The following is a 13,394-nucleotide window of genomic DNA, read 5'->3' on the forward strand; positions in this document are numbered from 1 at the left end:
GGGGCACCCGCCATGGATCGCATCGACGCCATGCACCTTTTCACTCGAATCGTCGAGCTCGGCAGCCTCACGGCTGCTGCTGAAGAGCTGGACCTGTCCCGCTCGAACGTGAGCTACGCGCTTCAAGGCCTCGAGAAACGCCTTCGGGTGCGGCTGCTGAACCGCTCGACGCGCCACGTGAGCCCCACTTCCGAAGGTCACACCTACTACGAACGCTGTCGCCGCGTGCTGGCTGAGGTCGAGCATGCGGAATCGATGCTCAGCGAAGCGGCGTCGAACCCACAGGGGCGCCTTCGCGTCGATCTGCAGGCCGGCCTTGCTGCCGCATTCGTGTATCCGCACCTGAACGACTTCTGCACGCGCTATCCCGGCATCGACCTGGTGATCGGCACCGGCGACCGCCTCGTCGATCTGGTCCGCGAAGGCGTGGACTGCGTGTTGCGCGGCGGCATGCCGCGCGAGTCGGGGCTGGTCGCTCGCCGCATCGCGCTGCTGCCGACCTTCACCTGTGGCAGCCGGCACTACATCGCCGTCAACGGCAAACCGAAGACGCTGGAGCAGCTGCGCGAGCACCAGGCGGTGAACTTCCTCTCATCGGCCACCGGAAGAAGTTCGCCGTTCGAGTTCATGGTGGACGGCAAGCTGCACAGCGTCACGCTGCGTGGCCGCGTCAGCGTCACGACCGCGGAAGCCTACCGGGCCTGCTGCCTGCAGGGACTGGGGCTCATCCAGACGCCGCGCTTCGGCGTGGAGGACCTCGTGGCCTCGGGCGATCTGGTCGAGGTGCTGGGCGCGTATCGTCCGCCGCCGATGCCGGTATCGGTCATTTTCGCCCAGCAGCGGCAGATGACGCCCAAGGTCCGGGTGTTCATCGACTGGATCGTCGAGCGCTTTCAGACACTCCCGGTCGCACGTGGCAAGTCTCGATCTGTGCGCGCTGCCTCAGCGGGATCGTGACCTTCGAGCGTGGCCCTGTGTCGGCAGCACCGGCCGGCCATCGTTGTGTCGCGGCCAGCCTGTTCCGCACTTCTTCGCTGATGAACGCCGTGAAGGCGCGAACGAGGGGACGCACCATGTGCACGTGGGGCAGGATGGCATAGATCGTCTTGGGGCGCAGCGAGTACGGCGGCAGCACCTCGACGAGTGCGCCTGTCGCCAGGTCGTCGCAGACATGGAAGCGGTAGAAGTTGCCGCTTTGCTCCGCTGGAGCTGCCCGTCGCGAACGTCTGGAGGTAGCCGTTCAGTGGCTTTGACGAAGGTCAGCTTCTCTTGATGCTGAAGGACCGCACCGGGCCCATAGCCGACATACCTACTTCCCGGAAGCGGACGCTCGTTGAATGTCCGGATCAGAGCACGGCGTAAAGCTGCTTCGGGCCCGTTCACGACGGCGGCGCGACCGGCTACAGTCCGCCACTTGCTGCCGCTTTCCAAGGGCAGCTCTAGGACATCTCACTTTAGCCGCTCTTGTTTTCTGCAGCTGCCAATCGACCTCCCGAGTTCGATGCGCGGCTTCCTTGATGCGCGCTCGTCGCTTGATCTCAGGTATGCGCTTCAATCAGCGCCTGCCAGTGCTTGGGATCCTCAGTCTGGATGAGCGTCAGCATCTCGTTGATCGCTGCTTCGATGTCGCAGATCAGGTCGTTGTTCTCAGCCAGCCGCTCGATGTTGTTGGCGTGGCTGAAGTAGTGCAAGGCCTTGAGGATCCGCTTGGCCGGTTCCACGCCAAAAAGCGTCTCGACACGGGTGTCGACCGTCACCTCGTGGTGGGTCGGTATGCGTCCGTAAGAATACAGCTCAACAAAGCGGCGCATGGCGTTGGGCAGCATTAGCAGCAGCTCCATCTCTTCGGCGCCGCGTTCCTGCCGGAACCTGTTCAGCACACCAAACAGGAAGTGGTACTCAGACGAGTAATTCAGCAGTGCCGCAGGCATGTCGACCAACGCGGATGTGGTCGGCGTGGTGCGCTTGACCAGGCAGTACCTGGCCTTCTTCTTGTCGGGCTTGAGCTCGCGTACCAGGGAAAAGAAGTTGAAGTTGTGGGTCAGCACGAACAGCTGCTTGCAGCGGGTGCGCCACTCCATGTTTCCGTTGGCCTGCACTTGGTGGAAAAACGCTTCTCGAATGACGCCGATCACCTGGAAGATGTGGTTGCTGTCCAAGCTGGATATGGGGTCGTCGATGCACACGATGACATCGGCCAGATTGGCAACTTCCTTCAGCTTGGCCATGAAGTACGCGAAGGCAATAGCGGTCTTCTCACCCTCGCTCAAGTATGTAGCCGGCCGGCCGCCCTTGCGCGTGAGCCGGAACCGTTCCTGCCCGTCGACGTCGACGACGTCGATGTTGACGCTGGACGGCCCCAGCAGGGAGTGGATTCGCTCGTTGATCTCCTGCCGGCCCCGCTGCGCCTTATGGATGATGGCCCGCTGGCTAGCTTCCGCGGCCATTACGCCATTGCGCCAACGATGGAAGCGCCCGCGGCGCTGCTCCCGGGCCTTGCGCTCGGCATCGAGTCGATCCAACTGCTGCTTCACGACGAAGTCAGCGGCGTAGTGCGCCTTTAGTTTGGTGATGGCCTGCGCTTTGGCCTGGTCGAAATTGTTGGAGACCCGGTTGTGCTCCGCGATGATGGTGTTGATGGCGGCCACAGCCTGAGCCACGTCGGCCCAAGGCTTGCCGTGGCTTGCCGGCATCGGGATCAACGCGCGCGGGGACTCAACTTTACGCTCAAGCGCTGATTGCAGTGCCAACACGTCCGCGTTGTACGCGTTGACCGACTGCTTCAAGTTGGCGGCAGCCTCTCTGTAGCCCTCGCGAAATGAGGCGTACAGCTCGCTCTCTGCCCGAGGCGCGAAGGCCAGCACGGACGTCCCCACTCTGGCCAGCAGGTTGGCGATAGCGTCCGCGTGGGTGATCAGGTCTTTGGAGAAGTGGGTTCGAAGCGCCGCCAGTCGTTCTTCGCTGAGCGGCGACGCACAAAAGAGGCAGTCGTCTTTGTGCTGGTGGAGCGGCATGCCCTGCAGCACCCACCGCTCGACGTCTGCGTTCTGCGCCAAGGCTTGGATGGCGTTGGCCAGGTCCGGCACCTTGGCTAGCAGCGGTTGAGCCTCGGACAGGAGTTGGCGAAGCTTGGTGTCCAAGCTGCTGGACGGCAGCGGCTGCAGCCGGTCCTGGTCCGAGGCGCGGGCCAGACGTAGGTTCGCCTGCAGATCATCTGCAGACAGCATTGCCGCGCCCGGGTTCTGCCGGACCGATTGCGCCTCCCGGTCCAGGTGGTCTGCTCGGAACGAAGCGTTGAGCGCCATGGTCTCCCGTATGGTCGCCGCCGTGGCCGTGCGCGCCGCACCAAGATCCTGGGCAGCTTTCTCAAGGGCCGCTTCGGTTCTGGCCACAGCCTGCGCAATCTTGGACCGCAGTCTTTCACATTGCGCCAATTTATCGATCGCTGCCTTGGACTCCTCGCCCAACAGGAAGATCGGGTTGAAGTGGTCGCCCGCGAAATTGAGGTTCGTCGCCACGAAGTCCGCGTTAAACACCCGGACGTTCAAGGTGTTGCTCTGGTAGTTGGCCTCGTTGACGACGCCACCGTCGCGTCTGAACTCGAATTCGAAATCCGGCAGGCCGGGCAGCGCCTGACGGTGCTCGAGCATGGCGAACAGTCTCGACAGCGTCGTCTTGCCGGAGTAGTTCCAGCCGTAGATGACGTTCTTCATGCCGAAATCAGCCATGCCGGCCGCTGGCCGATAGTCGGCATAGACGCCGAGGCCCTTGATGTGGTTGATGCGTTCGATCATGGATCCTCCGCTGGTCCCGCATGTGGCTGCGGTTGGCCTTAGTCGCACGAATGTGCAAAGCATTTGCACGCAATGCACCTGGGCAGCATCGCCGACCACCATTTTGCGACCTTTCTCTGCCCCAGCCTTGGCAGGCGAGTCGGGAGCCGACGGTTCAGTGCTCGTCGGCGTGTCAGCATAAACCCTAGGGCTGGAGTAGGTCGGATGTTGAGCGCCCGCCTTAGGAGGGCGATGCAGCACAGACGGAAGTCTGCTCCGGGCCAGGCCCGAAGCGGAAGTTCAAAGCGTTCAAAAGCGGTCATTCAACAGACTGACCAGGAGCCTCAAGGATGGACGCCACGAGTGCCGCCGAATCGGTTAGAAGGTCAGCTATGTCAACGCGTGATGCCCGAACGCCATTCACTGTGGGACGGGCACGAAATCGAATTTTCGAGTGAGGATTTCATCTCCGCGCTGCAAGATCTGAATGGTGATCTTGGAGAGAAATTTGCTCTCACCCGCCATCCACTTCATGACCTGCGCTTTGTCGTCGCCGACGGCAAGGTCCTTCCCCGTTTCGTGTTCGGCCAAGAGGTCCTGAACCACTCCAGCTGCAAAATCCGGCACGCTCAAGAAGTCGTCAAGGAACGACTTTTCAGCGAGCGACCTCCCAGACTTCAGCTCCGCCGACCTTTGCTTCGAGTACATCCGAAGCGCGCTCGCAAACAACCGTTGCGTATCCTCAAACTTACGCTCCTGCGCGTTTTCGTTGATCGCGTCGTTGTCGCAATACCAGATGATCGGTTGATCGGGCCTGACGAGCAGCGAGGCGAAGATCGCGAACATGTGGGCTACACGAAGAACCTTTTCTCCGGCGCCGTTTTTCCATCGGCCGAAGCCGAGGTCCGCGAGCGACTTTTCGATGTGAGCGGCGCCGCCGAACAAAGAGTCGATCTCTTTCTCGACTGCTACCGTAATGACCGCGCCGTGGATCAAGCTGTCGACCAAGCGAAGAAATTCTGGCAGCGCTCGGCTGCGGCCTCCAGATGCAAGTCGCTTGTACCTGAATTCGCTGTACGGCTCGAGGATGCCGTGCCTTTTCCGGAGGTCGCTCACTTCCTTCACGAAAGGACCGCTGAGGTTGGCAGTGAGGAAGAGAAACGAATACGTCTTGAACCGCGCGCCACGATGTTCGCCTCCAAAGTCGGTCATCACAGCGACGCTGTTGGCCTCCGAAAAATCTGGAAGCTCCGATAGCTGCTCGATCGCGCTCGCGAGGACGAGAGCGAACCCGGATGTCTCCCCGCGCAGCGCAGACAGGTCGAAGGGGCACTCTTCCGAATGATTTGTCGACGGGGTGGGAAATGGTTTGGTGGCAACTTCATTTTGGCGATCCGGGCGAATGCGGATGGTGCCTGAAGACAATGCGGCGGCAAAGCCATGCCGGCGTGGCCAGCTGCTGCGCAGCAGTTGCACGCGGTGCGTCTAACCTGAATGGAGATGTCTACAGGCGTTGAAATGGCGAATTGCCATCTGTTTCTGCCCAGCATCCGCGTACAGCAGTGCCGCATTCCGATGTCCATGGGCAGGGATTCCTCCCGACATTCTGGATGCCAGTCACCGCTTGTACCCCAAGCGCTTCTTCGCCTCGGCCAGCGGCTGCCGCGCCCTCCAATAGTCCCCTCATGGAACCGAGACGTGGAATGACAGGTGTTCACTTGCTGGCGCAGCGTGTGCCAACCTGGCGACGCCGAAGGTGGCCTCGTTGTGTCGGCACGCCGAATGACCGGTTGTGGCCGACTGTAGCCGATGGTGTGCTGCGCGCACGGCGCACTGAGCGGAGGTAGCGGTCTCGTGAAAGCGGTGGTTCGCCGCCGGCTGTCGTGTGTGCTTCTGGGGTAACGGGCGAAGGGGTGCGCCGCCGGAAATCGGTCGTTCGACCTTTCCTGCGGCGATCACGTACATTGCGATCATGCCGTTCGTTCACCCCAGTACCACGACGCACGCATGCCCGTGCGGCTGTAACTCACCTCTTCGACTACTTGAGGGCGGCTTTGAGTACGGAGAGCGATCCAATGTCATGTTCCGCAGTGCGTTGATGGACTGCGGTACGGTGGGTCCGCAGGTTTTTACGCAACTTGGCTCAGGTGCGTGGGATGGCGAAGCAGCAGAGACATGGTGGACAACCCTCCACACGTGGATCGAGAGCGGAAATCTCTCAATCCAAGTCGTTGATCCAATTGAATCTCCACTCGTTCAGGCCCTTGCACCGAACGGTCGTCTGCTTTCTCGGGCAGACGTCGAGTCGCAGGGCGGAGCCTTGGATTGGGCATGCGAAGTGGCATATGAGATCTGCGTCGAACACGACCAGATCTCGTTGTTCATCCTGAGCAAGTCTGGCGCGAGTCCCTAGCCTCAGGCTTCTGGGGCGAATATTTCTGGCGTCGGCTTGAATGTCGGCTGCTGGCCGACTGCAGTCGAAGGAAGGCTGGTGCCGCAGCGCCCTCGGCCGTCATCGACCCTTCCTGAAGAGCTGATGCTCGAAGCAGCGGCGATCGCAGGTTGGGGCTCTGTGCGCCTGTTGCAGGCTTAGGCTCAGACGGCTTCAGCTGTCATCGATAGCATCCTCGGACCCAACATTCCGAGCGACCAAAGATGACCAAAAATCAATGCGGCGAGTAGGACCGCGTGAAGCAACAACATCGTCGCTGGTGCGTTCGCCAAACTCCTTCACCAAATAGTCCTCGAGGTTGGCCGCGTAGCAAATGATGTCTGTCGGATAGACGACAGAAAACACTGGGTTGTCAGAGCTCGACGGTTGATCGGGCATATAGCGATGGGAAAAAATTTGAATGAGTTTTGGTGCTTGCGCAAGAACTGCGCGCATGTGACGGGTAGCCTGTTCGAAATCCGCAGGTTTCGGTCCCCACCTCAAGTTCCAGATGCCTCCGACATTTTCGAACGGATACCTAACCGTGTGCCATACGCCCTCCAAAGGGCGCGCCATCATATCCAGCAGCGAGGGGTCATCTAGATTTCTCCAGTTGGGAAAATCGTCCCCTACGGGAAGAAAATGGCTCAATAGTTCGCGCAAGTCTTCCGGAAAAACAAATCCGAACCTCTGCTCAGCCTCGTTCGCCTCCACGGCCGACAAGCCAGGAGCGAGCGCGACACCAGCGCTCTCCAGAATCGATCGGCAATTTTTCAGATCCATAGCTGTGCACTAGGTATGTTTCGCGCTTGTGCCAGGATGTGCTCCAACCTGTGTGCGAACGGCGGCTGTTGGCCGTCAGCCGCCGAACTCTAGGAATCACCAGATGTCAGTCCAACTGAATTCTCCGGGTCGACATTTTGTCCCGCGTAGTAGCGGTTCAAGGCCTTACTCAGGAACAGCAGTACGCTGACAGCAACAACAATTGCACCCCAAATTGCATCGACGGTCCTCGAGCCCACGTAGCTGAGAAGGAGTAGTGCTTGAAGGAAGAAAGCTGCTCCGTAGATTCCGAGGCCGATAGCGAAGCCGTTCATGAATTTTCTTGACTTCGAGAGTGCCGCGAACGCCATTCCCACCACAACCAAAGCGATGAGAAGGGCTGCTCCAATGGAGCCCAATGCCCCGCGAACCAGAGTAGCTAGAACCAACAGAGAGATCAAAGCAAGGAATGAGCTTGGAATCTTGGTCTTCGTGGCGAGCATGCTACTTCCCTTGAATGTCTTCAGATTTTTGCCAGTCTAGGCGGCCGTGCCCACGTGCTTCGAAGCGGTACTGCCGAGCACACCGGAGGATTGTGACGAACCTCCGCTCATGGCCGCGTACTGCTGTCACATGCCCAAAGAGCGTGCATATAGCCAAAGCATCAGCCCGACCGTGGAAAGCAGCAGCACCGTCGTCGTCAGTCGGCCCATACGTCTGTCCACGATGGCAGCGAGCGCAAAGAACGCCATCATCCCGCAAAAGGCTACTGCCCCCGCTGGTGAGGTGAACCACTTTGAGAACAGCAACAGCGCCAAGCCAGCCGCTGCTAGCAATGCGGGAGGCCACCATGGCGACCTTCGAAATAGCCACGATGCGACCGCCGCGGTGAGCGCAAGAGGGCCGGCGAAGCGAGCCCAACCATGCGTCCAGGGCACCAGGCCCCTTGAGGTTTCGTAGCGTCCAACGCTGATGACCAATACCTCGCCAGTGGTCGCTGCCGACCAGATGGCGCTAACGAAAGACCAAAGCGCCGGGAACAGCAAGATGGCGCCGGCTGCCAATGTCGCTTTTCCGTACTGCTCCAGGGTCAAGCGGCTCATGAGGATGCTCGTCGGGGGTGATGAAGTTTGTTGCCGGCGCCAGGGTCAGTGTGCACGCGCATATTTCTGTGCCGACATCAGAGGACTGCTTCTGGCCGACTGTGGCCGGTTGCGACCGGCGGAGCTTTGGGCCCCGAGCAGACATCGTGCTCGGCGCAGAACGGCCCTTAAAACCTGATGCCGATGCCCGCAAGAGACTGCTTTCATGTCGGGATTGGAGCGCCGATCTGGGTGAGAGATTGGGCGCGCGGCTCGGGAACAAGCGAGAAAACGTAGGCGTCGGTGAATTTCCCATGCACCTTCAAACGATTGCGGGCCAGGCATTCGCGCAAGGCCCCGGACTTGGCCGCCAAGGCCAGGCTGGGTGTATTGTCTGCCGCGACGACGATTTCAACGCGACCGAGTTGAAGCTCTGAAAAAGCGACGCGAGATAGGGCCTGAATGGCTGCTGAAGCGGCACCCCGGCGATGCCAGGACTGACGAACCCAGTAGCCGAGATTGCAGAACCCATTGGCTGCATTGAATTGGTTCAAGCCACACCCACCCACAAAGCACTTTGACTGGGCATCGAAGATGCCGAATTCGTGACTCGCTCCATTCGCGCGTTCCTGCGCGCAATGGGAAAACCAAGACAGCGCATCGGAATCGGTGTAGCCGGCATGCGCCCAAGACATCCACTTGCCCACCGTAGCACCCGACTCGCGAACGGCCTCAGCAAAGGAAATGGCGTCGCTATCGACGAAGGGGCGAAGAACGAAGTGACTCGCAGCTTGCATGAGTGTTGATGTATGGGACTGCACAAGTTCACATTGCCAAATGGAAGCCGAACCTGCAATGCGACCGGCTCTCTTAGCCGCATTCTGCCCTTTCAGTCTGACATCGAGAACTCGCCCCGTGATACCAAGATACCAATGGGACCAGCAGAAGCTACCCTGCAAGAAGGCGGGCTAGCCACCTCCTAAGCTCGCCACAATTACTTGGAATTTCAGGCGTCAGGGCTAACGCCATGCCAATTCCGAGATGAAAAAAAGCTTGCGTCTACTCGCGATTCTCCAGAGAGAGCTGATGAAGGCGGGAATCACTTACACCGACGTAGGGAACTTGATTGGAATGTCCGAGCGACAGGTTCAAGCCTCAATGGCCAACGGAAGCATCAGACTGAAGGACATCGACAAGCTCGTTGAGCTGCTTCACCTTGACTTCGACGAGATCCTCAGCGAGGCTGCCCGAAACTAAGCCCCCGCGGGCCTGCTCCGGCAGGCCGCGTCGAACGACCGCTCATGGCCGGAGTCGGCCGTTTAGCTCGCACGGACTTCCACCTGACCATCGGCACGACGCACTACCCGACCAATCCAGAGAGGTTGGATGTCCCCCTCGTAGTTTTCCACGATGAATTCCTCTGCATACCCGTCAATGGCTTGAGGGTCCGCGGACCAGCACGCCACCTCGTAAAGATAGTCGCCTCGCTCGTGCTCGTAGCAGACACTGACTGGTTCAAATGTCTCGATAGCAAGCCCGTGCAACCAGCGAAGAAAGGGCAGATTCCACTCGCCGATGTATCCGACCTTCTCGGCGTCGTCGAGGTCCAACTCGTGCAACGCCGAACACCTCTCTGCGCCTCTCCAGAGTGCAAGGTCTGACGGGTGCTGCGTGGATTCATCGCCGTAAATGTCTTTTAGCAAAAGAACATGCCGAACTTCTATTTTAAGATGTCCATCGGAAACATGGGCGTGTTCGAGCGCCTCACGTAATCCCTCGCAGCGCGCTAGGCAGGCTGCGATCTGGCCCGATTCGAGCACTGAAAGATTCGCTTCAATTGGCATGGCAAGATTATTGGTGACTTTCATCAACGGCGGAGGCGGCGGCGCTTGGATGCGGATTCAGCTACACCGCTGAACGACCGCTCTTGGCCGCTTCCGGCTGGTCATCCGGCCAGGTTCTCGCCGCTCGCAGCGCGAAGCCATTGCTCAAACCATTCAATAGGCATGCGCACCTGCTCATAACCATTGCGAAGTTCCTCGACGGAATAGGTGTTGACAAGGAAGAGTTCCCACTGGGCATCCACATCCGTGAGGATGGGGAGTAGCCGCTCGATGTCGGGGGGAGCATCAACCTCCACGTACTGACTCCAGAATCGAGCACACCACTCCGCAATCTGCTTATGCGAATATGGCGAGCCGACGGGCAGTGCCCCAACGCAGCATCTGAACGGCTGCCGCGACGGTGAATGGGAAATCAACGGGTGCAGGAGCTAGGGTGCTCATCTGAAGGCCTCACGCGAACGTCTGGTTGTGGCCGGATCCTGTCCGTCACATGGATGCCTCAAACGTCGACCTTCATCCTGATGCGAATTTCCGAATAGCTGACAAGCAGGCCTCGTGCGTAACAGCCCGGCAGTCGACGGCCTGCTGCACTATCCATGTGATGAAATCGTCATTGACCCCGTCGATGCCGTCGGGGAGGTGCTGCTGCCCGGCTTTTCTATAGGCTATCCAAGCGATGTAGCAAACTGAGCCGCCGACGGCTTCGATCGCAGTGTCCGTTTCACTAGGGCCGCGACCAAGATTGGCGTACAAACCTTCATCGTTAGCATCCATGAGTTGTTCGTTCAGGTGTTCGCCCGTAACTGGACTGCCTGCTTCCCAAGCCTGAAGCGTCGCGACAACATGGCTGATCCCAACTCGCTGGGCCTCTGCAGGCGTAAGGGCATCTCGGACCTGAACTGCAATCCAGAGGCAAAACGAGGCCTTGCTCCTCTCGTCCAGAGCAACAAAGGACCGTGCCAGGTGTTCAACGTGTGGTGATTGCATGCTGCATGTCGATTTTGGGAAGAGGTTGTGGAGAGCCCGCGAGTGTCAGTACGCCGAATGACCGGTTGTGGCCGCGGGCCGACCTAAGTCCCGTGGCGGAAGGGTTCCTAGGGCTATATAGGAAACCGCCAAAAATCGCTGATGCCATATCGGAACAGCTACAGGCGCATCTCAATACTGAATCACCTCACCACACGCCGGACACGACAATTCCATGTCGTCAGCCTGCATGAATAAATACACGGCTAGGTCTTTTAAGCCTTGGAAGGCTGCTACGGTTGCAAGCAACTGCTGTGCGTCGGCGGGCTCCAATGCGCCGGCAGATTGGAGTGCTTCTGCTGCAAGGCGTAGCGCATCTTGATTTGCCGCCACGAACTCCACCCGCCATTCGTCTCGAAGCGGCGCCGCGCTTCCTGGGTAGGCGAGTAGTGCTGCCGACACCGTGCCGACAATGCTGAGCGCTCGTACCCGCTGTCGGCGACGGGCAGACCGTGCGATTTCCACCAGATGCGGAACGGCGACATAGGCCACGGCCCCAACCGAAAGCTGATGACAGATCTGGTGATAAAGCTCATCGTACGCGGAGTCGTCGCCATCGCGAATACTGCGAAGAAGTTGTGCCGTCAGAGTTCCTGTACCACCAGGACTTGAGGAGATGGTGTCCCATGCAGGGGAGTCGAGACTGAGCATGTTCTAGAAGAAATTCAAAGGAGCACTGTTGCCCGTGACGGGCCGGTCACCGCGAGTGATTCAAGTTGTTGAAATCGGTCGATCCCAGGCGCCTTCATTAGTACGCCATATGCGTGCATTCGGAGCTTGCTCGCTTCGAAGTAGTCATTCAGCGTCACCTGGGTCGACACCGTCATCAGCGGCGCTCGGAGTACATCTTGTCGGTAGCTCTGCCGATCGTTTCGCCAAGACACTGCATGAGGTACGCAGAAAATTTGCCGCGAACATAGATGCCCCAGTCTTTTCGGGGCATGACTTTCGACGAGGCCTCGTCATCGTTTGAAAGCGCCAGTTGAAGCGGTTGGTCCGCCTTCATCCTCGCGTCTGTACAGCTGCAAATGCCTTCCGGGGTGGCCATTGCCGTCCTGAAAATGGGTTAAAGGTCGGGATCGGCGAGGGTTTGTTTGGCGGACGAGAGGCAGGCGGCCGCTACCGCCTCAGAGCGCTCGGTCGAGACGGTCGGTTGTGCCGCGGCAGCCGTGGTCAGGATCGGCCAGGCGGTCCACACCACCAAGCGTACCGAGAATTTGAGGATGGTATTCACTGGTGAAGATAAATGTGGTGAAGCACGCACGTCCGAATCGCATCTTCAATGTTCGCAACATTCTGGACGCGGTGCACCTTGTTTGCGCCGTTATTCCGTGAGGTGCGTTCGAGTATCCGGTTCTGGCCGGATTCTGCCACCCACGTGCGAGGTCAGCCTCCCATTGCCATCGGCAGGTCCAAATCAGGTAAAGCGCTCATAAAACTCGGCGACGTCACTAGTGGCGGTCAGCGCCTGGAGCGGAAAGGCTTCCCAAGGTGCTTCTGCTCTCATCGTGGCAGAGCGGGCCAGGAGCGCGTCACGCATGTCCGGCTTTACCTCCTGACGCCAGTTCAAAACCTGGCCCCAGGTTGAACTGCCGTTCAGATGCAGCGGCACGTCGATTGGTTGAATCGACATCGCATAGGAGCGCGGGAACAGCCTCCTGTAAGCATCGAGGTTGTAGAGCCAGGAGATGCCGCGAACCGACAAGACGCCGCGCTCAGTGCGACGAACATGGGAGAACAATTCGCACAGCTCCTGCACTCTGGCACCGGTGTTCGCGGATGCCAGAGGGCTTGTGCTTGTGTTCTCTGGAGGGACGAAGTGAATGCGGAGCACGCCGCTGGCGTCGGGCGGATCGAAGGAGAAGCAGCCGAACGACCGCCCCGTAGCGAAACGTGGACGATCCTCGTACCACTCCATGCATAGGGAAAGCGCATCGCGCCTTCCATTGGTCGGGTCGCCGATCCGAGCGACGAAGTCGTTCCAGCGGTTTGCGCCTGCAGGTCCCCAAAGATTCAGACGCCGCCGCAGGTTTGTGCAGCGAGCGATCGACGCGCCCAAAGGCAAATCTGCAACCGCCGCATAGCGCTCGGCAAAAATCAGCTGTAGGGAAAAATATTCCTCAAGCATCACTATGCCGTCGCGTTGAACGTCTTCTTCTGGCCGTGATGGGTCGACCAGGCGGCCGGGCTGGCATGTAAGGCTCAAGTTGCGGCCGCGCAACCTTCAGGCTTGAACACCCGCGTGGTCGAACCAGGGTACTTCTGAAGCTTGGCCGCCGACCGGGAAGGGCGCGGGAGCAATTCACCGCCGCAGTTTGGGCATGTCCCGGCGAGGCGCCGATTCGAGCAATCGCTGCAAAACGTGCATTCGAAGGAACAGAGTAAGCGTGGCCTCAGTACCCTCTTGAGTTGACAGAGGCGTCGCGTCACCCTTGCGTCCACTGACATGAGTAGTGGACGCAGCATGGATATCCTG

The 13,394-nt window shown here is 59.5% G+C and carries 16 protein-coding genes; 2 read left to right on the forward strand and 14 right to left on the reverse strand.

Annotation, left to right across the window (positions count from 1 at the left end):
• Positions 1 to 12 precede the first annotated feature (12 nt).
• Positions 13 to 957 (forward strand): LysR family transcriptional regulator, encoded by a 945-nt coding sequence (locus J2X92_RS21765; protein ID WP_307578615.1) that lies wholly within the window; start codon positions 13 to 15, stop codon positions 955 to 957.
• A gap of 581 nt (positions 958 to 1,538) precedes the next feature.
• Here the strand turns inward: J2X92_RS21765 and J2X92_RS21770 are convergent.
• The 6 genes from J2X92_RS21770 to J2X92_RS21795 form a co-directional block, all read right to left on the reverse strand.
• Positions 1,539 to 3,794 (reverse strand): AAA family ATPase, encoded by a 2,256-nt coding sequence (locus tag J2X92_RS21770; RefSeq protein WP_307578617.1) that lies wholly within the window; start codon positions 3,792 to 3,794, stop codon positions 1,539 to 1,541.
• Positions 3,795 to 4,193: 399 nt separating this feature from the next.
• Positions 4,194 to 5,249, reverse strand: a complete 1,056-nt coding sequence (locus J2X92_RS21775; RefSeq protein ID WP_307578619.1) for a hypothetical protein — start codon at positions 5,247 to 5,249, stop codon at positions 4,194 to 4,196.
• Between the two features lie 1,129 nt (positions 5,250 to 6,378).
• Positions 6,379 to 6,987, reverse strand: coding sequence for a hypothetical protein (locus tag J2X92_RS21780; RefSeq protein WP_307578620.1), 609 nt, complete (start codon positions 6,985 to 6,987; stop codon positions 6,379 to 6,381).
• 89 nt (positions 6,988 to 7,076) lie between these two features.
• Positions 7,077 to 7,469 carry a hypothetical protein gene (locus tag J2X92_RS21785; RefSeq protein ID WP_307578621.1) on the reverse strand — a complete coding sequence of 131 codons (393 nt, stop codon included), beginning with the start codon at positions 7,467 to 7,469 and terminating at the stop codon, positions 7,077 to 7,079.
• Positions 7,470 to 7,595: 126 nt separating this feature from the next.
• On the reverse strand, positions 7,596 to 8,069 hold the full coding sequence (locus J2X92_RS21790; protein WP_307578623.1) for a hypothetical protein: 474 nt from the start codon (positions 8,067 to 8,069) through the stop codon (positions 7,596 to 7,598).
• A 203-nt stretch (positions 8,070 to 8,272) separates the two neighbouring features.
• Positions 8,273 to 8,845, reverse strand: a complete 573-nt coding sequence (locus tag J2X92_RS21795) for a GNAT family N-acetyltransferase (protein WP_307578625.1) — start codon at positions 8,843 to 8,845, stop codon at positions 8,273 to 8,275.
• Positions 8,846 to 9,089: 244 nt separating this feature from the next.
• Here J2X92_RS21795 and J2X92_RS21800 point away from each other — a divergent pair, with 244 nt between their 5' ends.
• Positions 9,090 to 9,305, forward strand: a complete 216-nt coding sequence (locus J2X92_RS21800; protein WP_307578627.1) for a hypothetical protein — start codon at positions 9,090 to 9,092, stop codon at positions 9,303 to 9,305.
• A gap of 62 nt (positions 9,306 to 9,367) precedes the next feature.
• Here J2X92_RS21800 and J2X92_RS21805 read toward each other — a convergent pair whose 3' ends face one another.
• From J2X92_RS21805 to J2X92_RS21840, 8 genes are all read right to left on the reverse strand, one after another.
• On the reverse strand, positions 9,368 to 9,916 hold the full coding sequence (locus J2X92_RS21805; RefSeq protein ID WP_307578629.1) for a hypothetical protein: 549 nt from the start codon (positions 9,914 to 9,916) through the stop codon (positions 9,368 to 9,370).
• A gap of 77 nt (positions 9,917 to 9,993) precedes the next feature.
• Positions 9,994 to 10,188 carry a hypothetical protein gene (locus J2X92_RS21810; RefSeq protein WP_307578631.1) on the reverse strand — a complete coding sequence of 65 codons (195 nt, stop codon included), beginning with the start codon at positions 10,186 to 10,188 and terminating at the stop codon, positions 9,994 to 9,996.
• A 217-nt stretch (positions 10,189 to 10,405) separates the two neighbouring features.
• The gene (locus J2X92_RS21815; RefSeq protein WP_307578633.1) at positions 10,406 to 10,879 is read right to left on the reverse strand and encodes an Imm6 family immunity protein; all 474 of its coding nucleotides are present in this window, start codon (positions 10,877 to 10,879) and stop codon (positions 10,406 to 10,408) included.
• A 171-nt stretch (positions 10,880 to 11,050) separates the two neighbouring features.
• Positions 11,051 to 11,569 (reverse strand): hypothetical protein, encoded by a 519-nt coding sequence (locus J2X92_RS21820; protein ID WP_307578635.1) that lies wholly within the window; start codon positions 11,567 to 11,569, stop codon positions 11,051 to 11,053.
• A 175-nt stretch (positions 11,570 to 11,744) separates the two neighbouring features.
• Complete coding sequence (locus J2X92_RS21825) at positions 11,745 to 11,966, reverse strand: hypothetical protein (protein ID WP_307578637.1); 222 nt, start codon at positions 11,964 to 11,966, stop codon at positions 11,745 to 11,747.
• Between the two features lie 18 nt (positions 11,967 to 11,984).
• The gene (locus tag J2X92_RS21830; protein ID WP_307578639.1) at positions 11,985 to 12,152 is read right to left on the reverse strand and encodes a hypothetical protein; all 168 of its coding nucleotides are present in this window, start codon (positions 12,150 to 12,152) and stop codon (positions 11,985 to 11,987) included.
• 183 nt (positions 12,153 to 12,335) lie between these two features.
• On the reverse strand, positions 12,336 to 13,046 hold the full coding sequence (locus tag J2X92_RS21835) for a hypothetical protein (protein ID WP_307578640.1): 711 nt from the start codon (positions 13,044 to 13,046) through the stop codon (positions 12,336 to 12,338).
• Positions 13,047 to 13,120: 74 nt separating this feature from the next.
• Complete coding sequence (locus J2X92_RS21840; RefSeq protein ID WP_373424869.1) at positions 13,121 to 13,384, reverse strand: DUF1272 domain-containing protein; 264 nt, start codon at positions 13,382 to 13,384, stop codon at positions 13,121 to 13,123.
• Between the last annotated feature and the right edge of the window lie 10 nt (positions 13,385 to 13,394).

Source organism: Variovorax paradoxus, from assembly GCF_030811855.1.
GTDB lineage: Bacteria > Pseudomonadota > Gammaproteobacteria > Burkholderiales > Burkholderiaceae_C > Variovorax > Variovorax paradoxus_L.